The sequence below is a fragment of the Vibrio sp. 10N.247.311.14 genome, from assembly GCF_041467715.1.
Classification (GTDB): Bacteria; Pseudomonadota; Gammaproteobacteria; order Enterobacterales; family Vibrionaceae; genus Vibrio; species Vibrio crassostreae_C.
In genome coordinates, this window is the sequence record NZ_JBFSVE010000002.1 from 63472 (window position 1) to 89243 (window position 25772).

At 44.3% G+C, this 25772-nt stretch carries 18 protein-coding genes and 1 riboswitch; of the genes, 12 read left to right on the top strand and 6 right to left on the bottom strand.

Annotated elements, in window-relative coordinates; translation table 11 throughout:
- Nucleotides 1-131: 131 nt before the first annotated feature.
- On the bottom strand, nucleotides 132-2357 hold the full coding sequence (locus AB6F11_RS01460; RefSeq protein ID WP_104216126.1) for an NADP-dependent isocitrate dehydrogenase: 2226 nt from the start codon (nucleotides 2355-2357) through the stop codon (nucleotides 132-134).
- 321 nt (nucleotides 2358-2678) lie between these two features.
- Here AB6F11_RS01460 and AB6F11_RS01465 point away from each other — a divergent pair, with 321 nt between their 5' ends.
- Nucleotides 2679-3407 carry a pseudouridine synthase gene (locus AB6F11_RS01465; RefSeq protein WP_017062110.1) on the top strand — a complete coding sequence of 243 codons (729 nt, stop codon included), beginning with the start codon at nucleotides 2679-2681 and terminating at the stop codon, nucleotides 3405-3407.
- A 58-nt stretch (nucleotides 3408-3465) separates the two neighbouring features.
- On the opposite strand, the gene AB6F11_RS01470 is transcribed toward AB6F11_RS01465, so the two are convergent.
- Nucleotides 3466-4113: a DUF2057 family protein gene (locus tag AB6F11_RS01470; RefSeq protein ID WP_102398103.1), complete on the bottom strand. Its 648-nt coding sequence runs from the start codon at nucleotides 4111-4113 to the stop codon at nucleotides 3466-3468.
- 74 nt (nucleotides 4114-4187) lie between these two features.
- Nucleotides 4188-5207, bottom strand: coding sequence for a porin (locus AB6F11_RS01475; protein WP_104216125.1), 1020 nt, complete (start codon nucleotides 5205-5207; stop codon nucleotides 4188-4190).
- A 513-nt stretch (nucleotides 5208-5720) separates the two neighbouring features.
- Here AB6F11_RS01475 and dinG point away from each other — a divergent pair.
- The 5 genes from dinG to AB6F11_RS01500 all read left to right on the top strand — a co-directional run bounded on the left by dinG (nucleotide 5721) and on the right by AB6F11_RS01500 (nucleotide 10612).
- Nucleotides 5721-7796, top strand: coding sequence for an ATP-dependent DNA helicase DinG (gene dinG / locus AB6F11_RS01480; protein ID WP_104216124.1), 2076 nt, complete (start codon nucleotides 5721-5723; stop codon nucleotides 7794-7796).
- Between the two features lie 128 nt (nucleotides 7797-7924).
- On the top strand, nucleotides 7925-8704 hold the full coding sequence (locus tag AB6F11_RS01485) for a TSUP family transporter (protein WP_017062114.1): 780 nt from the start codon (nucleotides 7925-7927) through the stop codon (nucleotides 8702-8704).
- A gap of 22 nt (nucleotides 8705-8726) precedes the next feature.
- Nucleotides 8727-9275, top strand: coding sequence for a primosomal replication protein (locus tag AB6F11_RS01490; RefSeq protein ID WP_017062115.1), 549 nt, complete (start codon nucleotides 8727-8729; stop codon nucleotides 9273-9275).
- Entirely contained in the window at nucleotides 9265-9435 is a 171-nt protein-coding gene (rsmS, locus tag AB6F11_RS01495) for a pleiotropic regulatory protein RsmS (RefSeq protein ID WP_104216123.1), read from the top strand. Before AB6F11_RS01490 ends, rsmS begins: the two co-directional genes overlap by 11 nt.
- Before the next feature lie 43 nt (nucleotides 9436-9478).
- Complete coding sequence (locus tag AB6F11_RS01500) at nucleotides 9479-10612, top strand: cupin domain-containing protein (RefSeq protein ID WP_017066710.1); 1134 nt, start codon at nucleotides 9479-9481, stop codon at nucleotides 10610-10612.
- Nucleotides 10613-10724: 112 nt separating this feature from the next.
- On the opposite strand, the gene AB6F11_RS01505 is transcribed toward AB6F11_RS01500, so the two are convergent.
- The gene (locus AB6F11_RS01505) at nucleotides 10725-12842 is read right to left on the bottom strand and encodes a methyl-accepting chemotaxis protein (RefSeq protein ID WP_104216122.1); all 2118 of its coding nucleotides are present in this window, start codon (nucleotides 12840-12842) and stop codon (nucleotides 10725-10727) included.
- A gap of 499 nt (nucleotides 12843-13341) precedes the next feature.
- On the opposite strand from AB6F11_RS01505, the gene emrD reads away from it, so the two are divergent.
- The 6 genes from emrD (at nucleotide 13342) to AB6F11_RS01535 (ending at nucleotide 24119) form a co-directional block, all read left to right on the top strand.
- A complete protein-coding gene (emrD, locus tag AB6F11_RS01510; protein WP_104216121.1) occupies nucleotides 13342-14547 on the top strand; it encodes a multidrug efflux MFS transporter EmrD in 1206 nt (401 codons plus the stop codon).
- Nucleotides 14548-14880: 333 nt separating this feature from the next.
- Nucleotides 14881-16971 (top strand): S9 family peptidase, encoded by a 2091-nt coding sequence (locus AB6F11_RS01515; RefSeq protein ID WP_170964263.1) that lies wholly within the window; start codon nucleotides 14881-14883, stop codon nucleotides 16969-16971.
- Between the two features lie 169 nt (nucleotides 16972-17140).
- Nucleotides 17141-17947 carry an exodeoxyribonuclease III gene (gene xthA / locus AB6F11_RS01520; protein WP_017070028.1) on the top strand — a complete coding sequence of 269 codons (807 nt, stop codon included), beginning with the start codon at nucleotides 17141-17143 and terminating at the stop codon, nucleotides 17945-17947.
- A gap of 156 nt (nucleotides 17948-18103) precedes the next feature.
- On the top strand, nucleotides 18104-19789 hold the full coding sequence (locus AB6F11_RS01525; RefSeq protein WP_017062120.1) for a type I secretion system permease/ATPase: 1686 nt from the start codon (nucleotides 18104-18106) through the stop codon (nucleotides 19787-19789).
- On the top strand, nucleotides 19782-21122 hold the full coding sequence (locus AB6F11_RS01530) for an HlyD family type I secretion periplasmic adaptor subunit (RefSeq protein ID WP_017070029.1): 1341 nt from the start codon (nucleotides 19782-19784) through the stop codon (nucleotides 21120-21122). The genes AB6F11_RS01525 and AB6F11_RS01530 overlap by 8 nt, the downstream gene beginning before the upstream one ends.
- Nucleotides 21123-21134: 12 nt before the next feature.
- Nucleotides 21135-21218: riboswitch (cyclic di-GMP riboswitch) on the top strand.
- A gap of 30 nt (nucleotides 21219-21248) precedes the next feature.
- Nucleotides 21249-24119: a hypothetical protein gene (locus AB6F11_RS01535; protein ID WP_104216119.1), complete on the top strand. Its 2871-nt coding sequence runs from the start codon at nucleotides 21249-21251 to the stop codon at nucleotides 24117-24119.
- Nucleotides 24120-24282: 163 nt separating this feature from the next.
- Here AB6F11_RS01535 and AB6F11_RS01540 read toward each other — a convergent pair whose 3' ends face one another.
- Together AB6F11_RS01540 and AB6F11_RS01545 are read right to left on the bottom strand one after the other, a co-directional pair.
- A complete protein-coding gene (locus tag AB6F11_RS01540) occupies nucleotides 24283-24960 on the bottom strand; it encodes an ABC transporter permease (RefSeq protein WP_017062123.1) in 678 nt (225 codons plus the stop codon).
- A gap of 2 nt (nucleotides 24961-24962) precedes the next feature.
- Entirely contained in the window at nucleotides 24963-25703 is a 741-nt protein-coding gene (locus AB6F11_RS01545) for an ABC transporter permease (RefSeq protein WP_104216118.1), read from the bottom strand.
- Nucleotides 25704-25772 lie beyond the last annotated feature (69 nt).

Consider the following 25772-nt stretch of genomic DNA (forward strand, 5'->3'; position numbering starts at 1 on the left):
AGACAGAAAAAAGACGCTTTAACATTATCGTTAAAGCGTCTTTCGTTTTGACTTTATCTATAACTTAGCTATCAGCCTAAGCAACTCGTTAGCAAATCACGTTCATGAGTGACTAACGATGAGTCCAATCACTATGCATCAATAAACGCGTTTAGCGTTGAGCTTGGGCGCATTAGTGTTGAAACCAATACATCGTCAAGTAGGTAGTAACCACCTAAGTCGCCAGCCACACCTTGAGCGTTGTTCAGCTCTGCAACGATCGCTTCTTCACTTTCAGCCAGTTGACTTGCCACACCTGCAAACTCAGCAGCAAGATCAGCGTCAGCCGTTTGCTCAGCAAGCGCCTTAGCCCAGTATGCCGCTAGATAGTAGTGGCTACCACGGTTATCAAGCTCACCTACTCGACGTGAAGGAGACTTGTTGTTATCAAGGAACTCACCCGTCGCTTTATCAAGCGCATCAGCTAGAACTTGTGCTTTAGCGTTACCTGTTACTACGCTCAGGTGCTCTAGAGATGCCGCTAGTGCCAAGAATTCACCTAGAGAATCCCAACGCAGGTGGTTTTCTTTCTCTACTTGTTGAACATGTTTAGGAGCAGAGCCGCCAGCACCTGTTTCAAACAGACCACCACCGTTCATTAGTGGAACAATCGATAGCATCTTAGCTGATGTACCAAGCTCTAAAATCGGGAACAAGTCAGTTAGGTAATCACGTAATACGTTACCAGTAACCGAAATAGTATCTAGGCCTTCTTTGATACGAACCAGTGAGTATTGAGTCGCTTCAAGTGGAGCAAGGATCTTAATTTCAAGACCATCGGTATCGTATTCAGGAAGGTATGCTTCAACTTTCTTGATAAGCTGAGCATCATGTGCGCGTGACGCATCTAGCCAAAATACCGCTGGAACACCCGATGCACGAGCACGCGTTACCGCAAGCTTAACCCAGTCTTGGATTGGTGCATCTTTAACCTGACACATACGGAAGATATCGCCTTCCTCTACGTCTTGCTCAAGAAGCACAGCGCCTGAAGCGTCAACAACTTGAACCTGACCAGCAGCTTCAAGGATGAAAGTCTTATCATGAGAACCGTACTCTTCCGCTTTTTGAGCCATCAAGCCAACGTTTGGTACGCTACCCATCGTTGTTGGATCGAACGCGCCGTTCTCTTTACAGAAATCAATAACCGCTTGGTAAATGCTCGCGTAGCTACGATCTGGGATCATTGCTTTGGTATCTTTTTGCTTACCTTCTGGATCCCACATTTGACCAGAAGAACGCAGCATTGCAGGCATAGATGCATCCACAATGATATCGCTTGGTACGTGTAGGTTAGTAATGCCACGGTCCGAATCAACCATCGCTAGTGGTGGCTGAGTCTCGTATACCGCTTGCAGGTCAGCTTCGATTGCTTCTTTCTGCTCTTGAGGAAGCGCATCAATCTTCGCGTAGACATCACCGATGCCGTTATTTACATCAACGCCTAGCTCTTCAAACAGCTGACCGTGTTTAGCAAATACGTCTTTGTAGTAAACCTTAACCGCGTGACCAAAGATCACTGGGTCAGATACTTTCATCATCGTCGCTTTCAAGTGAAGAGAAAGCAGTACACCTTGCTCTTTAGCCGATGCGATTTCTTTTTCGAAGAATGCAACCAAAGCGGCCTTATTCATCACTGACGCATCAATGATCTCTTTATCTTGCAGTGCAAAAGCTGGCTTCAATGTTTTCTTCGCACCATCTTTGCCAACGAATTCAATGCTAACTTCTGTAGCACCTTCAATGGTTACTGACTTTTCGCTACCGAAGAAGTCTTTGTCGTCCATACTTGAAACGTGCGACTTAGAATCTGCAGACCAAGCACCCATTGAGTGTGGGTTCTTCTTCGCGTAGTTTTTAACAGAAAGTGGAGCGCGGCGATCCGAGTTACCTTCACGCAATACTGGATTTACTGCACTGCCTTTGATTTTGTCGTAAGTCGCTTTTACTGCTTTCTCTTCGTCAGTGTTTGCTTCTTCTGGGTAATTAGGAAGTGCGTAACCTTTTGACTGTAGCTCTTTGATTGTTGCTTGAAGCTGAGGTACAGATGCAGAGATGTTTGGAAGCTTGATAATGTTTGCTTCTGGTGTCTTAGCCAATTCACCTAGTTCTGCTAATGCATCACCAATACGTTGCTCTTCGTTCAAATAGTCAGGGAAGTTGGCAATAATACGCCCTGCAAGTGAAATGTCGCGAGTATCAACGTTAATACCAGAAGAAGCTGTAAAAGATTGAATGATAGGCAGCAGAGAGTATGTTGCTAGCGCCGGAGCTTCGTCTGTAATGGTATAGATGATCGTTGGTTTTTCAGTAGGCATGAAATTTCCCTATAGTTCTTACAAGCTCATTTAAAGTAGTGAGCGTGTTATAAATTGACCAGTAAGCCACTCTAAGAGTGAAAACTGCTTACTCGATAGTCGTACTCTATCTTATTTTTCATACAATCTTGATGACAGCATGAACCAAATCCGTGAGTGCGTTGTTATAATAAAACACGAAGGTATAATTAAACAAATCAGGCTTAAGAGTCCATCAACTTGTTCTATTTTGTGTCTTTTAGGCGCGCAAATGATAGCTCAATTCCGTTTCAGTGAAAACTTTTCAGCACACTTCGTTTACATTTTTGCAAGGTAGTTAACATGTCTACTCGCTCACGCAGCGCATCTCGTTCAGACAAACCGGCTCGTTCTGGTGCAACATTAAAACAAAGCGGTAATAGACAAAGCCGAAGCAGTGATAAGAATAACACTGGCAATTCGCACAACAAATCTCACTCAAGCAAGCACCGATATAAAGGCAAGCCTACCAATGCAAAACCTAAGGTTGCGCTCGAAGATCGCAAAGTAATTCTGTTCAACAAGCCTTTCGATACTCTAAGCCAATTTACAGATGGCGAAGGGAGAAAAACGCTAGCGGACTTTATTCCAGTGAAAGACGTTTATGCTGCAGGTCGCCTTGACCGCGACAGCGAAGGGTTAATGGTCTTGACCAACGATGGTATTTTTCAAGCTAAGCTAACTCAACCAAACTCAAAATCCCCAAAGACTTACTGGGTACAGGTTGAAGGCGCACCTTCTGAGGAAGATTTAGATAAATTGAGAAAAGGTGTCGAACTAAAAGACGGCATGACACTGCCCGCTCAGGTTGAGGTGATGTCTGAACCTGTTGTGTGGGATAGAACCCCTCCAGTACGCTTCAGAGCCGCGATACCGACAACATGGTTGGCTATTACAATCATTGAAGGACGTAACCGTCAGGTAAGACGAATGACAGCCAATATCGGCTTCCCTACCCTGCGTCTTATCCGTTACTCAATGGGTAATATGAATGTGGGGCAGCTGCAGCCTGGTGAGTGGAAAGAGATTTAACTCATAGCGATATATTAAAGCGAGATTTACGTCTCGCTTTTTTGTACGTGAAGATTGATTACTTTTGGTCAATTAACCATTTTTGGAATGCTTTACGCTCTTCTTCATTTGCTCTTGAATACCATAGCTTAAGTTGAAGCGTATTTTCAGACTCTTGCACAGTACTGTCGCCAGCTACCGTTGCTCCAACTACTGCACCAGTTTGTACCGCCGCTAGCTCTTCTTTCAACGAACGAATCTTGCCTGAATCAAAAACTAAGCCTCTTTCTTGGTTGTAGTCTTTAACCAACTGAGGGATATCGCTGTAAGGCAGTGCACCTTGAGATGGAGGCAAAACTTCTTGCACGACTTCTGCATCATCACCGTTTACAGAGATACTGAATATAGGAAGTTCTCTGTCTACATTTTTTTCGATTTTAGCGTACTTTCTACTTAGAAGATCAATATCAACATCAGCATTTTCGGGAACATTAACTACCATAATGTAAGGAACTGTACTGATAAACTCGCGTTTGCCTTTATCGCTCAAATACCCTGTGTAATCTAAAACGAGTTGGTTTTCACCTGAGGTGAATACAGCGTCTTCCACACTTTCAACAACCTCACCGTTCAAAGTATTTAGCGAAATACCAGAAGCCAAATCAAGAGCAGCCGTTGCGTATGGTGCAGAGAATAGACAGACAAAACTCAAATACCACTTGTTCATGTACGATTCCTTAATCAATAAATGTAAAAAAGCCAGCTAATAGCTGGCTTTTGTATAGCATAGTTAACTACAGATTAGAATGTGTAGTAAACACCAGCGATAACGCCGTCAGCATCTAGAGTTTGTGATGCGTATTCGAAATCAGCAGTTTGGTATTCAGCTAGGAATAGGATGTTGTCACGGAATGCGTAATCAACACCAACAACTAGGTTAGTAGAGTCGATATCAGAGATCTTAGAAGTACCCGCTGCTGTAGCGATTTCGTCAGTTGTTGCTACAGAGTATGTAGCGTATAGACGAACAGCGTCGATTTGGTAAGCAGCTGCGATACCCATAGTTTCACCGTTGCCGTAAGAATCAGCAGCGATGTCAGATAGGTCCCAGTAACCGTAACCTTGGTTGCCTTCAAACTGTGCGTAAGTAAGCGCTAAGTAAAAACCACCAAATTCAGCAGAAGCAGAAACACCAGCAAGAGAGTAATCTACGTCTTTAGCAGCGTCACCAGTGATGTAAGAAGCACCGATAGAGAAGTTGCTGAATGCGTAATCTGCAGAGATACCGTAAGTGTTGTCAACGTCTTCAGTAGAATCAGTGTTAACGTCAGCTACGATTGTGAAACCTTCAACGAATTGACCTTTGAATACAGCGCCGTGGCCAGAAGACTCGCGGTGGTGACCACCAGTAGAGCCCATGTAGTTACCTTCGTTTGTGATATCATCTTTCTGGATAGCGTCAGCAGATTCTGCTAGGTCGCCAGTTTCACCGAAAGCCATACCCCAAGTGTCAGTTTTAAAACCAGCTAGAACGTCATCGAACTTAGCGTTGCTGCCGTCAGTTTCGATTTCGAAAGATGCGAATGCTGTGAACTGATCGTTAAGCTTCTGCTCAGCGTCAAGTTGGATTTTAGCCCAAGTAGAAACGTCAGCTTCGTTCTTAGTTGTTTCAGTTAGGTTTTTGTCTACTTCAGATTGAGATAGGTAGATATCTACCTCGCCTTTTAGGCCAACTTTAGTATCGTCGTTAGAGTAAATTTCTGCTGCGTTTACAGAAGTTGCTGTAGCTGCGATAGCTAGCGCTAATAGAGTCTTTTTCATAATAAATCCACTGCCTTTTCTAAGAATGGGAGATCCTTGCCCGGTTCCCTTTTATTTTTATGACTGGTCATTACCACTCTTTGTTGGTTAATCACCGTCACTAAATTTCGAGGTCTAGATTGCAAAAGATTATCCTGCGTGTCAAATAAACTAAAAACAAACCTAAAAAAAACACAAAGCAATCAAAATCAACTACTTACATTTTTTTTCATAGTTTTACGAGCAGCTTATCCTTAGTTTTATCAGGAAATATAATAATCCAAAAAAAGAACAAAACAGCATTTAACACCACAAACAACTTGTAAAAACGCCACATCTCAGGATTTAACACCTACAAGCAAGTCTTTTTTAATATTTATATTTCGCAACATAAATAAAATAGTTAAGTTCCTGATGGTTCAGTTTTTTTTTGTGAACAAGATCTACCTTTGATTCAAAAGCAAGCTATTTCACCGTAAATGTACCGACTAGTGATATGTGCTACTATCCTCGCTCCGTTACGTAGGTCACAGTATGCTAACTACTAAAATTCAAAAATCTATTCGCACCAGTTATCAAAACCTCCAAGATCAGTTGGACAACTTTGTACCTCGACGTGCTCAAAATTACCTTGTTGCAGAAATAGCGAAGACACTTTGTGGTCAATACCACAAAAGTAATCGCATGATTGTTGCAGAAGCGGGAACCGGGATCGGGAAATCACTGGCTTATTTAATGGCAACTATTCCTGTCGCTGTGCTCAATAACCGAAAAATAGTCATATCAACGGCGACGGTTGCGCTACAAGAACAGCTCGTCAATAAAGATCTCCCTCTATATAGAAGACTGACTGATCGAGAGTTTTCTTTCATATTAGCGAAGGGCAGACAGCGTTATTGTTGTTCCGAAAAGCTAGCCGCTGCCTGCGGGGTTGATGGTGGACAAATGGCCATGTTCGAATCTAAGCCAAAGAAGAAGGATATCGACCAACTTCAAACCATGTATCGTAGCCTAACCCAAGGTAAATGGGATGGTGACCGTGATTCGTGGCCAAAACCCATCGACAACATGATTTGGCAGATGATTGTCAGCGATAAGCACAGCTGTAATAACAGTATGCCTACTCATAGAGACTGCCCTTTCCAAAAAGCGCGCTCAGAGCTAGATAAAGCAGACGTGATAATTGCCAATCACAGCTTGGTGATGGCGGATGCAGACCTAGGAGGCGGCGTGATACTGCCTGAGCCAGAAAATAGCATCTATATATTCGATGAAGCTCACCATTTACCGCATGTAGCCAGAGATCACTCTTCTGCGGCTGCGAGCTTAAAAGGCGCGGCGTCATGGTTGGAGCGTTTGAACCAATCCATCACTAAGCTTTCAGGCCTCGCTGACGAGAAACGTGTCCACCGGTTTCGAAATGAACTGCAAGACTCAGTGCAACAGCTGATCCCTACCCTGACTCAAATGAGTAAACAGTTTGACGCTAACCACTTTGAAGACGGCTTGTATCGCTTCGAACATGGCGACTTACCTGAGTGGCTAGAGAATGAATCTAAAGATCTCAAGCAGCTCACGCAAAAGGCGAGCCAAGCCGTTGCGAAGATTGCAGACCTAATTGCAGAACGAGTTAAAGACGGCGAGCTTTCAGCAAAACTTGCAGAGCCGGCACTGGCAGAAATTGGCTTCTATATACAAAGAACAGAGAACCTTGCTCAAGTTTGGCGCTTAATGGCTGAACCGAAGAGAGAAAAAGGCGCTCCTTTGGCTCGTTGGCTCGAACTGAATAAAGAAAGCGAAGGCGATTTCGTTGTGAATGTTTCGCCACTAGAGGTAGGTTGGCAACTGGATCAACAAATCTGGAGCCGCTGTGTGGGTGCCGTATTAGTATCTGCGACCATGAGGGCGCTCAACTCTTTCAGCTTTTTCTGTCATCAAGCCGGTATCAGCCAAAAAGCAGAAGATGGCGTACAGTTTTTGGCTTTGGCATCACCGTTTGATTACCAGAATCAAGCTGAGCTGATCGTTCCGGCAATGAAGTACGAACCACAAGCACCTCAGTTTACCGAATATCTTATTGAAATTTTGCCTAAGGTAATAGAAGACAAAAAAGCCAATCTCGTTCTATTCTCTTCTTACTGGCAAATGAACAAAGTTGCAGAGGCTTTAACAACAGATTTCGTTAAAAAGTCGTGGGCATTGCAGGTTCAAGGCGATACTTCACGAACTGAAATTCTAAAAAAACATAAAGAGCTAATAGACCAAGGTAAAACCAGCGTTCTTTTTGGAACTGGCAGCTTTTCTGAAGGTCTTGATCTACCGGGTGAGCTTCTTGAAAACCTCGTTATTACCAAGATTCCTTTTGGTGTTCCTACCTCTCCCGTAGAGCAAGCACATTCAGAATATATTGAATCACGCGGTGGTAACCCTTTTATGCAGATTACTGTTCCAGATGCGAGTAAAAAGCTTATTCAATCTGTGGGTAGACTACTGCGTAAGGAAAGAGATTCTGGTAAAGTCACGATCCTTGATAGACGCATAGTAACGAAGCGATACGGAAAGTCCCTACTCGATTCACTACCGCCTTTTAAAAGAACAATAAAATACTAATATCCCCTGCCCTTGAGGTAGTTATGGGCCTTCATCGCTAGGCCCTTGCATTCACAACCCAACATGACTAATCCATAGATTTTTCATGTGGCTGCCCTATCAGCCGATAACGAGAACACTAGCTATTTATGGAAATGATTGAGCCAACCATGTTGGTCATACTTGCTCTGGTTGCATTTGCAGCAGGCTTTATTGATGCTGTCGCAGGTGGCGGAGGGATGTTAACCGTTCCAGCTTTGCTATCGCTTGGCCTGCCGCCACACATTGCACTCGGAACTAATAAGCTGGCCGCAACGTTTGCTTCATCTACAGCTGCATTCACTTACTACCGTAAAAAGCTGTTCAAGCCTGAGTGTTGGGTCAATGCATTCATATCTACTTTAATAGGTGCGACCATCGGCACACTCACTGTTGATGCCATTAGCACCGAGTGGTTAGAGAAGGTATTGCCGTTAGTCATTCTTGCCGCAGCGGTCTATACCATTTTTCATAAGACTCCAGATGTGAGCCATAATGTGTCTCCTAAGCCATGCCCTGTGCTTAAGAGAAAACAAAAGTACCAAGGATTCATTCTTGGCTTTTATGATGGGGTTGCTGGCCCAGGAACTGGCGCGTTTTGGACGGTAAGCTCTATGGCGCTTTATCGCTTAAACATCTTACTTGCCTCTGGTCTATCCAAAGCCATGAACTTTACCAGTAACTTTACCTCTTTGGTGACCTTCGCGATTCTTGGTCATATTGATTGGGTTCTAGGTTTAACCATGGGCCTTTGTTTGATGGCCGGTGCATTTGTTGGCGCTCACTCTGCTATTCGGTTCGGTGCTACATTTATAAGACCTGTGTTTGTTACAGTTGTAAGCGTACTTGCAATTAAACTGGCATACGAAGCTTGGTTTGTGAACTTATAGGCAGTAGCCAACGGGAAGTGAAATGAATCAATTTTCAAAGCTAAAAAGTGTTATTGATACCTTGATTGGCCATTGCTCGCAGGTTGACAAATCTCGAGGGGCTTATCATCAAGCCTTGTTTGACCGAGCCTTATTTAAATGCGGCGCCTCTGTTTTGCTTCCCTATGCACTTGAAACTCAGGCAACGTACCGCACCATTGTACGTGAACAAACCTCAAATCAACTGACCGCGTCCAGAGCCAACTACCTGACAGAAAAGCTGACCAATCAGATTGCAGCAATCCAAAGAGAGTTAGCCAACCACGATTTACGCTTGGACCGAAAAAGCAAGTCAGGGAAAACCCTGAACGACCTATACAACGAACTCGCCCAGCACCAAGACTGGCAAAAGCGATTGGTCGATTTAGTACGAGTACGAAAGTTAACGTTTGATTCTGCGCCTCGCCACAGTAAGAAAAAAGCGGAAGAGGCTTGGCAGTTAGCAAAAGAGCGATTAGAACGCTGTGAAGACTCAATGAAAAATATTGAGAGACTGATTAACTTAGAGAACCCTAAGCGAAATGAACACTGATAACACACCATCACCACTGGATAACGCACCAGAAGAAGTTAATTTAGCTGTCGACCTGATCTATCTGCTCGAAAGCAACGAAATCGATCCAAAAGTCGCGTTAGAAGCAATCAAAATTGTCCAGCAAGATTTACAAGCCAAACTAGCATCTAGCATCTAGCATCTAGCATCTAGCATCTAGCATAAAAATATACAGGATTCACATGTACCAACTCAGCTTTTCTATGCCCGAGTTTCTTGAAAACTACTGGCATAAAAAACCAACCATCTTAAAGGGTGGCTTCCAAAACTTCGTCGACCCAATTTCGCCGGAAGAACTTGCTGGTTTATCGATGGAAGAAGAAGTGGATTCTCGCTTTGTCTCTAACCTCGACAATCAGTGGACTGCAGAACACGGCCCATTCTCTGAAGAAAAGTTTGGCGAATTAACCGAAACTCATTGGCAACTGATCGTTCAAGCAGCGAACCACTGGCACCAAGGCGCAAATCAGCTGACTGAGGCGTTCCAAGCGTTACCAAACTGGTTATTCGACGATCTCATGATCTGCTACTCAGCACCTGAAGGCGGCGTAGGCCCACATATTGATCAATACGATGTCTTCATCATTCAAGGTCAAGGCAAACGTCAATGGAAGGTTGGCGCTAAAGATGTTGGCCAATACAAAGAGACTGTTCAAGCGTCTGCACTTCGTCAAATTGAAGGTTTTGACCCAATCATTGATGAAACTTTAGAGCCGGGCGATATCCTTTATATCCCACCAGGTTTCCCACATGAAGGGAGCACGTTAGAGCCGTCAATGAGCTACTCTATTGGCTACCGCTCGCCTAAAGAACAAGAACTGATCAGCAACTTTGCCGATTTTGTGCTTGCTCATGATATGGGTGACGTACACCTGCACGATCCAGAATTCAAAATGCAAGAAGGCTACGGAAAAATTCGTTCATCGGATTTAAGTAATCTCACAGGCATGTTGAAATCTGCACTAGAGCAACCTGAAACCATCAGTGAATTCATGGGTTGTCTGCTAAGCCAATCACGCCACCAGCTTGATATCGTTGCTCCAGAGCCACTATGGACTCAAGAAGAGATCGCTCAACACATAGAGTCTGAAGGTGAAATTCACCGAGTATCAGGCTTAAAAGCGCTCTACCACGAAAATGAAAGCAACACGGCTTACATCAATGGCGAAGTGGTTAAGGTTGATGAAGCGGATTCTTCGTTACTCAACATACTTTGCGATGAGACCATGATTACCTCGGCTACTGCCCTATCTCCTTCGGGCGTAACTGTCGTGACTGAATTGGTCAACAAAGGCTACTGGTTTATCGAAGAGTAAGCAGCGTCAACCGCTGGTTATTGCCTAGCCTCTAAATAAACAATTAAAAAAGGGACAAATGAAATCTTCATTTGTCCCTTTTTCTATTCAAGAACTGGTTAAGGCTTAATGCTTATACCTTGAACTGATTGACCAACTTCTGTTGTTGTTGAGACAGTTGGTCAATTTCATTGCCGACTTGCTCAGAAGCCGCGGCTTGCTCCAAGATCTTCGCACTCAAATCGCGAATATTAACCACGCTTTGATTTACTTCACCGGAAACCGATTGTTGCTCTTCGGCTGCTCGAACGATCTGACTGTTCATATCACTGATCGCCTCAATAGAAGTAAAGATCGACCCCAGATCTTCAACTGCTTTCTGAACGTGTAGTGCTGTATCGTTAGCTAGGATATTGCCTTCTTGTATTGCTTCAACGACATCTTGAGTTCCAGCATGAACCTTGTCGATCACCGCTCTGATCTCACCAACCGATGACTGGGTGCGACTTGCGAGGTTTCTTACCTCATCCGCAACAACAGCAAAACCTCGACCTTGTTCGCCAGCACGAGCCGCTTCAATCGCCGCGTTCAATGCCAGTAAGTTAGTTTGCTCAGAGATCCCTTCAATCACACTTAAGATCTCGGTGATGTTTCCGTTATTTTTTGCCAATTCTTCAACAATAGGAACAGCACTCGACATACGCTCCACCAGCTTTCTCATTTCACCTGCTGAAAGTTCAATGACTTGTTGCCCTTGTTGAGCAGAACGATTCGCTTCGCACGCTGCATCAACGGCCACTTCTGCATTTTGTACCACTAAGCCCGCAGTTTGAGTCATCTCTTCGGCCGCTGTCGCGACTAGATCCACTTCTTTAAATTGAGACTCGCTGCTTTCACGAGTACTTGATGCTGATGCTTTCGCTTGGCTGGTAGTATTTGCCACTTGTTCTGTGGTGTGAATGACTTCTTTGATTGTGTGTTGCAGCTTATCTAGGAACAGGTTAAATCCTTTTGACAACTGACCGATTTCATCTTGAGACTTCACTTCCAAGCGCTGCGTCAAATCACCTTCACCAGAAGCAATATCATTAAGTCGCTCAACCACTTGTCGAATAGGCTTCACAATTGAAAGGGAAGCAAATGCGATGATGGCTAAGCCGAACAAAATGAATACGGTACCTGCAATTACTTCCGTCTTGATGCCTTCACTTAGCTTAGTACTAATGATGGAATCCAATTTGTTGGCATCAGCGACGACGCTCTCTCTTGGAATCTCGAACAACACACCCCAAGTTTGGTTAGCTGCAACAACAGGTGCAAAGGCAAGTAACCACTCACCGTTCTCGCTCCATTGCGTTGTCACTTCACCACCAAAGATAAAGTCCGTCATTAAATCACTGTTTGTATTGCCACTTTGGAAAGTTGAACCGATTGCAATGCTTGAATCATCAGAAGCGATGACCGAACCATCTAGACTAACCACGTAAGCTTTACCCGCACCGTTAAACAAGCTCTGGTCAGATTGAGTAATCACACTCGTTAAACCATCAAGTCTTAGATCAATACCAAGAAAACCAATAGCAACGTCGTCAACCAAAATAGGGACTGAAATAGAGGACGTAAGTAGTGCTACACCACCGCTGTTCACGACTCTCGGCGTACTAATACACGTTTGCCCTGAAGACAAAGGACAGTAAAAACGTTCGCTATTGCTGTCATCATTCAAGATAGATTCTGAAAGAACGTTCGCTAGAACATTTTCACCGTTATCTGCCACCTTCCAGTAAGGAGCAAAACGACCTTTTTCGTTAGAACCAACATAATCAGCATCGACATAATTCGCATCTTCACTATCGAGCAAGTCAGGCTTGAAAACTAGATACGCTCCTTGAATAGAGTCGAAGTTTAAAACCGAGCGACGAACCATTTCATCCAAGGCGGTACGAAGCTCTTCACTTGGTGTAAAGTTTTCGTCTGCATTGTTTTTTAGAAACTGAGCACTGGCCGCAAGCATCTCTGCGCGGTAAATAGCTTCGTCTACATAACGTTGAGTTTCTTGAGCGTTTAGCTGAGAAACAGACGCCAGCAACTGCTGAGTTTTATTGATAACTGATTCTGAACTTTGAGATTTGATGACTTGTTGATTGCTCGTCGCGTTGTAGATCGAGAAACCAATAAGAGACAGTGACGTAATGATTAAACAACAACCTGCTAAGAGGGTTATTTTCCACTGTACCGATAGAGAGCGCATTTAATATCCTTATTTAAGCCAAAAGACTTCCATAACCATAACTATCACATCGACAACGAATTGCTGTACACAATGTAAATGAGTTAGACGAATAGCTTAGCGGATAATTACAGCACAAATTGCTTACATATAAAACGAAAGTTTATACAAATGTTAATAGAGCGTGTTTTCTTCCTTTTTTCTGTGATTTCAAATGATGTACTCATATAATCATTAGCTGTGTTGCTTAGGTTTTAGCGCTTTGGACATAGCCAGAACATCGATATTTAAAGGAAGCCCACTCCACCCTCTCCCTCTTTAAAATGCAGTAACTTCGGATTAGTTTTTATAATCCAAGTTATAGATTTTTATCTTACTCAACTTCACACTTTTTGATTGCTAAGCCCGCAATCAAGCTCTAATATCTCGCGCCTAGATTCCCTGAACACTTTATTCATTTGGCTCTCCTTTAATGGAGCGCTAAGGCTTTTTACGTCTTAATTTTTGGAGAGATACGCAAATGTCCGCCTCGTTTCCATTAGCGAAACTTACCTTTTTAATCGCTATTCTGACTGCCGTAGGTCAAATGACTCAAACGATGTACGTGCCTTCTATCGGTCATATGGCAGGTGAGTTCTTAGTTTCGGCATCTTCACTGCAGGCAGTGATGGCGTGTTACTTGATCCCTTATGGTCTGTCGCAATTTGTTTACGGCCCACTTTCAGATCGCCTAGGTCGTAAACCGATCATCGTGATTGGTTTGATCATCTACATCATCGGTACTCTGGTAGCATTGTTCGCTCACGAATATGAATGGTTCTTAGCGGGCAGCTTTATCCAAGGTTTGGGCATCGGTTGTGGTGGTGCGATGTCTCGTACATTGACTCGCGACTGTTTTGAAGGCGCAGAGCTGCACCGTGCAAACAGCTTGATTAGCATGTGTGTGATTTTCTCACCATTGATGGCTCCTGTACTGGGTGGTTACCTAACAGAAGTTTTCGGCTGGCGTTCTAGCTACTTATTCCTTGCGCTGTTTGGTATTGCTGTTGTGATCACTATGATGACGAGCATGATGGAAACACTGCCGAAAGAACGACGCAAGCTTGAATCGGTTGCCAACAGCTACAAGTTCGTTCTGTCTGATAAACGTTTCCAAGGTTTCTTATTGGTATTAGTCGCAACCTTTGCTGGTGTAGCCGTATTTGAAGCAGCGGCAGGTGTGTTGCTTGGTGGCGTACTTGGCTTACCGGCAACCACAGTAAGCTTGCTGTTTGTCTTGCCTATTCCAGGTTACTTAGTCGGTGCAGGCTTATCTAGTTACATCGCACAACGTCGCTCTGAGCGCCGTGCATTGAATGTTGGTCTGGTTGCGATATTGGTAGGCTCAACAGTGGTATTGATACCGGGTCTGTTTGGTCAAACAACAGCATTAACTTTGATTGGCGGTGCCACAATTTACTTCTTGGGCGCTGGCATATTATTCCCAGCAGCAACAACAGGGGCACTTTCGCCATTCCCGTACCACGCTGGTACTGGAGGTGCGATTTTAGGTGGTATGCAAAACCTAGGTGCTGGCATCGCAACACTATTGGCATCGTTCTTCCCAGCTCAAGACCAACTGCCACTCGGTTGCCTGATGATTGCTATGTCATTCATCGCTATGCTTGGTTTACGTTGGGTTAATCGTAAACCTGACCACTCAAACGAAATGCCATTGGCTATTTAACGTAAAACTCGAATCTTGCTAAACAAAGGAAAGGGACATACTGAAAAGTGTGTCCCTTTTTGTTGCACATTTATTCCTTCCACTCTCACGTATCAGTAATTTCATTTAACATTACTTTGATTTTTTGAAAACAATAACAGACACTTACGATGAAGGTGCATATCCAGAATCCAATTATAAATAATATCACTGGAAGATACCCAACCAACAAAGGATGCTGGCATCAAAAAGAGTAAGGTGCACACTAAGGATATATAGATGCGTATCGCTTTAACCACATTAGCCGTATCAATAGCGCTTTTCGCCGGATGCAGCAATCAAGGAATCTCAACCATGAACCACTACTCTCAATCACAACTCGTCGCTCAACAAACCCAAGCACCCGTTGCTAAGAAAGTCCCTCACGCAATGACGATTCATGGTGAAACCCGAATCGATGATTACTATTGGATGCGCGATGATGCACGCCAAGATCCAGAGATATTGCAACAACTTGAGCAAGAGAATCAGTACGCAGATACGGTGTTGAAACATACAGAAGCAGCACAAAAACAATTATTTGAAGAGATTAAAGGCCGAATCGCGAAAGACGACAATTCGGTACCGGTTCGCAAAGGCAGTTACTACTACTCGAATAAGGTCACAGGCGACAACGAATACCCAGTTCACCTGCGTGAAAAAAACTTTTTAGGCACAGACAAGCAAGTCATCTTAGATGTAAACGAGCTAGCAAAAGAGCATGAATTCTTCAGTATTGGTGGCTTAACGATCAGCCCAGACGAAAACTTGTTGGCCTATGGCGAAGATACGCTAAGCCGCCGCATTTACACCATCAAGATCAAAGACCTCACAACAGGTGAATACCTAAAAGATGAAATTGAAGGCGCTTCAAGTGCTATCGCGTGGCAAAACGACAACCAAGCCTTCTACTACATCAAAAAAGATCCACAAACATTGCTGGGTTATCAAGTTTACCGCCACGTGTTAGGCAGCGCTCAAGCAAGCGATCAGTTAATCTACGAAGAAGCCGATAGCGCTTACTACACCTCTTTGAGTAAAAGCAAAGATGGAGAACAGGTCTACATTTGGCATTCGAGCACAGAAACCAGCGGTGTCTCAGTCATCGATGCCAACAACCCAAAGGCTACAGCTGAGGCTTTCTACCCAAAAGAGACCGGCATAGAGTACAGCATCGCTAAGCTAGGTGATTGGTATTACATCTACACCAACTACCAAGCGGTCAACTTCCGTTTAATGAAAGTCACAACCGAAGAGATGCATGATCGCTCAAAATGGGTCGATGTCATCCCAGCAGACGATAATACTCAGCTTGTAGATTTCGAGTTGTTTGATGACCATCTTGTCTACGAGCAACGCGCGGATGGCTTGTCTACAGTGAAAGTTCGCCAACTCTCAACAGGCCACGAGTTTCCACTTGAATTTAACGACACCGCATTTGCCGCTTACCTAACGAGTAACTATGCATTAGATAACGCAAAAGTTCGTATCTATTACAGCAGCTTAACCACGCCAGGTACTTACTATGATTTCGACCTAAGTACAGGTGAATCCGAGCTCATGAAGCAAACACCCGTATTAGGTGATTTCGAAGCGGATAACTACCAATCAGAGCGAATCATGATTACGGCTCGCGATGGTAAGCAAGTTCCTGTCTCTTTGGTTTATCGTAAAGACTTATTTAAGAAAGACGGCACTAACCCAATCTACCAATACGGCTATGGGTCTTACGGCTCTACGATTGAACCTACCTTCAGCTCAACTCGCCTAAGCCTACTGGATAGAGGTTTTGTTTATGCCATCGCACATGTCCGCGGTTCAGAAATGCTTGGTCGCCCTTGGTATGAAGATGGCAAAAAACTGACCAAACAAAACACGTTCAACGACTTTATTGATGTAACCAAAGAGCTTGTTGAAGAAGGCTACGGCGCGAAAGATAAAGTGTTCGCCGTTGGGGGGTCTGCTGGCGGTCTATTGATGGGAGCAATCATCAACCAAGCACCAGAACTGTACCGTGGTATTGGTGCACATGTTCCGTTTGTAGACATTGTGACAACCATGCTCGATGAATCGATCCCTCTAACCACCAATGAGTATGACGAATGGGGTAACCCGAACGATAAAGCCTACTACGATTACATGCTGGGGTACTCACCGTACGACAACATTAAGGTACAAAACTACCCGAACATGTTGGTAACGACAGGCCTGCATGACTCACAGGTGCAGTACTTTGAGCCAATGAAATGGGTTGCGAAGCTGCGTGAAATGAAAACAGACAACAACGTATTGCTGTTCAAAACCGATATGGAAGCCGGTCACGGTGGCGCTTCTGGCCGATTTAAACGATTAAAAGAAGACGCACTTGAATACGCGTTCTTTTTGGATTTACTTAAGACTCAATAGATTCTACGTAACTGTAAGTATTCACATCATTTAATGTCGCCATTTTGTCTCTACAAAGTGGCGACAGAAATTATTAAGCATGGTTAAATACGATGAACCATGAAATCCACCAAATCAAAAACCTTTAAAAACAAGCAGTGACAAAGGTTTACGAGAGGTATAAAAACAAATGAAAGTAATTAGCTTCAACATCAACGGTCTTAGAGCCCGCCTTCACCAACTGCAAGCTATTATCGACAAACACCAACCCGACGTGATTGGTCTGCAAGAGATAAAAGTGCACGATGAAGCCTTCCCAATTGCTGATGTTGAAGCAATGGGCTATAAGGTTTACTTCCACGGTCAAAAAGCCCACTACGGTGTGGCAATGTTGTGTAAGCAAGAGCCTATTTCTGTGCAGAAGGGTTTCCCGACAGATAATGAAGACCATCAAAAACGCATGATCATGGCGACGTTTGAAGATGAAGATGGTGAAAAGGTTACCGTGCTAAATGGCTACTTCCCTCAAGGGGATAACATCAAGCATGAAACAAAATACCCGTACAAACGCCAGTTCTATAAAGACTTAATGACTTACTTAAACGATTATCACAACAAAGATGAGCAAGTGATTGTGATGGGCGACATTAATATCAGCCCTATCGACGCAGACATCGGCATTGGTGAACCTAATGCGAAACGTTGGTTAAAAACAGGTAAATGCTCTTTCCAACCAGAAGAGCGAGAATGGTTGAAAACATTGATGGACTGGGGCTTTGTAGACAGCTTCCGCTTGCTGCACCCTGAAGTGAATGATCAATACTCGTGGTTTGATTACCGCTCAAAAGGCTTCGTAGACAACCGCGGCCTGCGTATTGATGTAGTCCTAGCGACTCAAAAGCTTGCCGATAAGTGTACTGAAGCTGGCATCGATTACGAGCTACGCGGCATTGAAAAACCGTCAGATCACGCTCCGATTTGGTCGACGTTTAAATAAAATCCAAATTAAATTTCAAATCAAAAATGCACAAGCTTTTGTTTAGCTTGTGCATTTTTTTTACTTAGCTCAAATCCACTCAAAAAGCTTGAGATAGTTCACATTCTCGCCACTGCCCATCTATACTATTTGGACAACCAATGGAGAGAGTTTTGTATGGACGCAAAGCCTTGGGCCGGTATAAATCCAATTAATCTGCGTAGTTTACTTCCGATGATGGTGGTCAGCGGAGCGATCAGCGTATTGATGTTAGTCGTTCCCTTATTCAGCCTTCAAGTGTTTGATCGAGTCCTCTCAAGTCAAAGTTTAGATACGCTTCTATTCTTGGCTTTCATTGCTGTGTTCCTACTTACAGCCCAAGCGTTCCTTGACGCGTCTAGAGCCAAGTATGCACAAAAGAAAGCGATCAAATTTGAATTTATCGCGTCTCAGCAGCTATTTGAACAAACCTCCTTCTCATCGAAATCAAAAGAAAAACATCTGTTCAACGATATAAGTGAGGTAAAGAGCCTACTCTCTTCTCCAGCCTACTTTGTCATGTTTGATCTGCCATTCACTCCCCTTTTTCTTATTATTATGTTTGCGATTCATCCATATATAGGATTAGTCGGTGTGGGTGCCGTTGTTTTTATTCTCATGACAACATTGCTTTCTCATTGGGTTAAATCTAAGCACTTTAAAACCACTTACTTAAGCCAGCTCGCAACACAAAGAAAAAACGACGAGTGCTTTCAAAAACACGCCACGATCTTTAGCCAACATCAACAACAAGGTTTAAGTCAGACCTACCAAGAAATATTGGCGGAGAAGAGCTGGTCTCGAAGCCATTTAGATCAAGCCACCTGTTCACTGAGTGCATTTTCTCGTTACATACGTATGGTCCTTCAACTCATCATCATGGCTGTCGGAGCAAGTCTAGTCATTCAAAATGCCATGTCTGCTGGTGGAATGATTGCGGGTTCAATCCTAATGGCGAGAGCACTCCAGCCAATTGAGATGCTCTCTAGTGGTATTCAAGCATGGAAAACTGGTTTGGATGCAAACAAACGCTTAGCTAAGGAATTTGCTTCTCATACTAAACATACCGAGCGAACCGAGTTGGAAACAATTAAAGGTGATCTGGTCATCGACAACGTCACATGGTTCGCGTCTGAAAAACTTAACAAGCCGACTCTTAATGGTTTGAAGCTAAGACTGGAATCAGGAAATCGAGTCGCATTGATAGGCCCTAGCGGGTCAGGTAAGTCTTCCATCTGCAAAATGATCACTAACGGCATATCGCCCTCAAAAGGTGGCATTTCTATCGATGGACTCAATGTTGAGTTGTGGAATCTGAATCAGTTCAAACACACCGTCGGTTATGTTCCTCAGCACATCGACTTTTTACATGGCACTGTCAAACAAAATATCGCCCGATTTGATTCCAACGTTACGGATAGCCAAATCGTCAGATCCGCTATTCAAGCCGGTGTGCATGATGCTGTTGTCGCCTTACCGAATGGATATGAAACGATTATCGGTTCTTTTGGTCATCAGTTATCTGGTGGACAAGCCCAGAAACTTGCCATCGCAAGAGCATTGGTTTTCTCACCTAAGCTACTCGTGCTTGATGAGCCTGATTCCCATCTCGACAAAGAAGGCGAAGAGTTTCTTGTTTCGCTATTACAATTGGCGAAAGAGAAATCCATTTCTGTCGTGATGGTAACGCATAACCCAAGCTTACTCAGACATGTCGATTGGGTTGTTGAATTGAAAAACGGCCAGATAACGCAAGCAGGCGAAGCGAGTAAAGTTGTCCGGTCGCTCTTCAATGTCGCTTCCTCGGAGGTGTCGAATGGCTAGTATTCATCATGACGATAAAGGTATTCACTTCGACGATGGTAGAAAACTGATCTTTTCTACATTCAAAATACAGGTGTTCATCTGGTTAGTTCTTGTGACTACTCTTGGTGGCTTTGCTGCTTGGGCATACCTAGCCCCGCTTTCTTCTGCTGCCATTGCGCCAGGCGTGATTATCGTAGAATCAAAGCGAAAACCCATTCAGCACTTAGAAGGCGGGATTGTAGAAATCGTCCATGTTTCTGACGGCGACCATGTTCAAAAAGACGAACTGCTCATCACGTTAAGTCACACACAAGCTCAAGCATCGCTTCTAAGGCTAAGAGCTCAGTGGCAAAGTGATTTAGCGCGGCTGAACCGCTTACAATCAGAGTTAGCGAGTCATCAAGAAATTCAATTTGATATGAGATTACTCTCCCTTATGAGTGACCCAAACGTATCAAGCTTACTTGATACGCAGAGTAAACTTTTCAGCAAAAGACAATCGTTAAAATCCGGTGAATCCGATGTGTTACAGCAAAAAGTCGAGCAATCAAAACTTGATCTGCAAGGCTTCCAACAACGATTCTTAGCCGGAAATCGAAGCCTGAAGTATTTAGAAGAACAGGTACAAATGCACCAAGATTTGCTTGTTTCCGGTAACACATCCAAATCTCGCTTATTGGATTTACAGCGAGAACGCTCTCAATTACAAGGTAACGTTGCTGACCTCAAAGCTAGAATCGGACACGCCAAGCGCACCATCGCCGAAGCGAAATTAGAGCTGATCAACGCGGATTATACTTACGCCAAAACGCTCGGCGAAGAGATACAAGATTTAGAACGAAAGCTGAATGAAACCAGAGAAGCTATGGTCAATGCTCAAGATATTCTTACCCGGGTTGAAATAAGAGCACCTCAAAGTGGTGTGGTGGTTGGACTTAATGTGGTCTCCGAAAATGCCATTGTTCCACCCGGTGAAACCTTAATGGAATTGGTTCCGCAAAATGACGAGTTGATTGTAGAAGCGTTAGTCAAGCCAGAAGACATTGAAGCCTTACGAATTGGGTTGGATACCCAAGTAAGACTGACTGCATACAGTTTCCGTAAAACACCACCGATTCGTGGGAAATTAGTCCATATTTCGGCTGACCGCATTAGCGATCAAGCTACAGGATCTTCTGCTTACTTAGCGAGAGTATCGTTAGATAAGTCTGAGCTAGAAGCATTAGAAAACATCTCATTGTATCCGGGCATGCCCGCAGAAGTGATGATATTACTTGAGCAACAAACACCGCTCGAGTATCTACTCAACCCACTCTCTGTGAGCGCCTATAAGGCAATGAGAGAAATTTAACCAAGCGCACAAAGAAGATAAAGCCAAACTCATCGTGAGGTGAGGACGGAAAGCTCCAGATCTCAGGGATGAAGCCGAGATGGCTGGGCTGCCTCTATGTATCGAATGATATGTGAGGAAAAAACGATGGCAGAAGTAACCAATACAGCAGCAGGACTGAAAAGTAATGGTAGCAATGATACCAATATACTAGTAGATGGTCCTAACCTCCCCACCCCAGAATCTAGAGATGTCAACAATGACCTTTCTAACCTCAGCGGCGATAACCTCGAAGTACGAGCCGGTAAAGGCGACGACATTGTGCATGCCGGCAGCGGCGATGACTTTATCGCTGCTGGACGTGGATCGGACACAATTAAAGCAGGTGCCGGAAACGATGTGGTTGAAGCTTGGAATCATTCGCTCAATGCTGGTGATGAAGCCGGCGTTAACCGCGATTTAAGCGCGGCACGCGATAAAGATTTAGAAGCGCTAGGAGAAGAGTGTGTTGACGACATTGTGGTTGCAGGTACCGGTGATGATTACGTTGAAGGCGGTGCTAACAATGACATTATTTATGGTGACAGAGGCGCTGGTGCAGAATTTGGCGAAAACTTAATCAGCGATGGTGATTTTGAAGCTTTTGACCTTGGCAATACGTGGGGAACAGCACCAAGCGCCGGTGCATGGAACGCCGAGGTTGGCAGTATCGAGATTCAAGAACAACTGCATGGCGGTGTCCCAGCTGATGGTTACGGGACTGATATCGCCAGTGGTCACTTCCTAGAATTAGACTCACATGGCGCGAATTCAAATTCAACCGTTTCCCAAACATTTACGGTCGATGACGACGGTATATATCAACTCGATTTTTCCTACGCTTTCCGTAATAAAGGAAGCGATAGCACCACTGCTCCTTTCACAGTTCAAATAATGGCAGGCACCGACGTTGTATTCGAAAAGTCTTTCCAAGACATTGACGGCGTAGATGATGATTGGGATCTGTTTAGCGAAGATGTCGATCTCTCTTCAGGAAATTACTCACTCAATTTTATTGCCGACGGTGCAGAAGATACCTTTGGGGCTCTGATTGACAATGTGTCATTGAAGCAAGTACTGCATAACGATGTGCTAATCGGTGATAACGGGCCAGACGCTGCAAATGAAGGCGCTGCTGGGAACGATTTGATTCGAGGCGGTAAAGGGAATGACGTAATTATCGGCGATAACTTTGAAGCGCTGTCGTTTAACGAAGGAACCGGCGAGTTTGAATTAGCGGAGCCAACGACATCCGTCGACCTATCAGCAAATTCAACCGCCTACAACGCTGATGGATCTGTCGGTACCGTTGATACAGGTAATGCAAGTTCTGGCGGTACAGGTTATGGGGTAGATGGCGCAGCAGAGGCTGGCGTGCTTGCTCAAATTGGCTTCAGCTACGACGGCGGTTCTGGTGAAGGTGCATCAGAGATGTTTTCTGTCAGCTTAGACGAACATACAATGATTGCTAAAGTCGGTATATCCAACCTCTACTTAAATGAAGGCGACAATGGCGTAGATGAGGCTGGCCATTGGGCAGCATATCGAGAAGGTATTCTGGTCGCTGAGGGCGATTTCATTGCGAGCGATTTAGCGGATGGCAATAACAACAGCGGTTATCTAAACATCGGTCCTGATGAGACTGGCTTTAAAGCCTTTGATGAACTTCAGTTTACTGCCGTTGGTCCTGCATTTGAAAAAAACGGAAACGCTAATGCCGATTCAAGTGACTACTACGTCACTTCTGTTACCACCGATGGCCTAACGGGTGACGGAACCGATATATTGCGCGGTGGTCGTGGCGACGATGTCATTCTTGGTGGCGACAACGCCAAGGGTGGCGTACCTGAACTCGATCCTGATACGGGTTACTACGATGTAAGTAACTTCAGAGGGACTATTGATGTCACTATGGAAGGCACCGAAGCGGGCTTCGAAAATTCGTTTGGTTACTTCACAAAAGACAGTGAAGGCAATGTAAACGCTGAAGTCATTTGGGGAAATGTGAAGGATCACCTTCCAAACTCTGAAGCTGGCAACAGCTTTAGTCTCGATTTGGGGCACTGTGATGATTGCGTTGATACGCTCGGGTTCTTCATTATCCCAGATGGCGGGAATGACGGTTTCGTCTCAGGCGAAAGTATCGCAATTGACTTAAACACTCAACAAGCGACAAGCTCTAACAATAGTGACCACCCCTTCTTGCTGGGCGTACAAAATTTAGTCGGTAGTAACGGCAACCTTACCTTAGATGTTAGCGGCATTAACAACTTCAATCCGGGTACAGAACTCGGAAATCAGTTCTGGAATGACAACCCTGGCGGTGATGGTGACTTCGATGATGTGGTAACCACCGTTGAAATCGACGACCAACCAGAGCAATTGTTTGGTGGTAAAGGCGATGATTGGCTTGATGGCGGAGACGGAATCGACCATATCAAAGGCGGTAAAGGCGATGACATCATCATTGGTGGTGGTGGTGCAGACGAAATCCGTGGGGGTAAAGGCAACGATACAGTAGCCTTTGATGCAGAGGATACTCTAATTCATGGTGGTAAAGGGTTCGATGTACTGGTCGCCAATGACCCTGGTGGTGTCGATATCGACATGTCGAAGGGGTCAAACATCAATGGGTTTGAAGCAGTCATAGGGGGAGACTCAGCTAATGACAAACTGACTATTTCTCTAGGTAAAACCTTCAATCAAAACCATGACCTTGATGGTAATAGAGCAAAGAACGACGACCAAGTTGCTGAATTCTTTGCTTTAGGAATTGAAGATATCGACGCAAGTCATCTTCAAGGATTCCAATACCAAACCGCAACATCAGTGACGCTAGACCAAGATATGCAAGATAAACTTGGACTCGATGGAACTGAAACGATTACCGCTTATAGCTTCACCAAAGGAGGCAAAGAAGTCATCATCTACACTGATGCATCCTTTGATGGTGATTTCATTGGCGTTAATGAAGTTTAATTGCTTTTTGAACTAGTAAATCAGAAGCAAAGTTAAAGGACTTATTGCTTGTGTAATAAGTCCTTTTTGCTTCAAAGAGCTACTCAACTAATTCCTATACAAACCCTAAATAAGAACGGCGCTCAATGAGCGCCGTTTTGTTAACTGTGTGAATACCGTGCAATTAGCTAAGGGGTCTTAGATAAGCAAGGAAACGCTTCTCTGCGAATTTGAAAATCGCGATGATGATGAACGTTAGTGCCATGTAGAACAGACCTGCCGTTAGGAAAGACTCGAATGGGGCATAGTAACGAGAGTTAACCAAACGAGCTGCACCGGTTAGATCCATAATGGTTACGATACCCGCTACCGCAGAGCCGTGAAGCATGAAGATAACTTCGTTACTGTAAGCCGGTAATGCACGACGTAGAGCACTTGGCAAAATGATGCGGCGGTAAGTCTTTGGTGTGCTCATGCCGTACGCTTTTGCTGCTTCAACTTCACCTTTAGGTAAGCCGTTAATGGCACCGCGAATGATCTCTGCCGTATATGCTGATGTGTTAAGAATGAATGCTACTAGAGCACAGAACCAAGCGTTTTCCCATAGCGTGTCTTTTACTGGGAAGAACTGATCCATACCGTAGTAAATCAGATACAACTGAACCAATAACGGTGTACCACGGAAGAAATAAATGAACGACCAAGCCGGAGCGTTAATCAGCATATTTGGGCTGTTACGAGCAATCGCTAATGGTATGGCTACGAATAAGCCAATAATCAAAGCGACACAAACCATCCAAGCCGTTGTCCATAAACCACCAAGGTAAATCGGTAGGCTTTCAATTATCAATGAAAAGTCCATAACTACCTCACGTGGATACTGAATTTACGTTCAACCAGCTTAAGCAGGCCCGTTGAAACACTGGTGAAGAATAAGAAGATAATCGCCACTGTCATATAGAAGGTAAATGGCATTTTGGTTGAACCCGCTGCCAGTGCGCTAACACGCACCATATCTTCTAGGCCAATAATGGAAACCAACGCAGTGGTTTTAAGTAATACCAGCCAGTTGTTCCCAAAACCCGGTAATGCGTGACGAATCATCTGCGGTAGCAGTATGCGGTGAAACGCCTTTACAGGGCTCATACCATAAGCTTTTGCCGCTTCCATTTCACCGCTGTCGACAGCCATGATGGCACCACGGAACGTTTCTGCCATATAGGCACCGAAAATAAAGCCTATGGTTAAGACACCAGCAACAAATGGGCTGACATCAATATAATCAGGTAAGTAAGCGGTCCATTCGTGGTTAGGATCACTGGATGCAAACCACTCGTTGAGCCACTCGTTGATGGAATACAAACTGTTGTTTAAAAGGATTTGTCCACCAAAGAAAATCAGCATCATCAGTACGAGATCTGGAATGCCTCGAATGACGGTTGTGTAGAGGGTTGCAATAGCACGAGCCCAGCGATAAGGCGCGAGTTTTGCTAAGGCACCTAGCATACCAAGAACCATAGCTAAAATTAGCGACAGCAAGGCAACTTCGATTGTGAGCACCGCCCCTTTCAGGATCGACGCTTCATATCCTTGTAAATCAAACATAATGGATTCCAACAGAACTGCGAAAAAGTTGGTAAGACAGGGAGAGGAGAACCTCTCCCTTAAGAATTG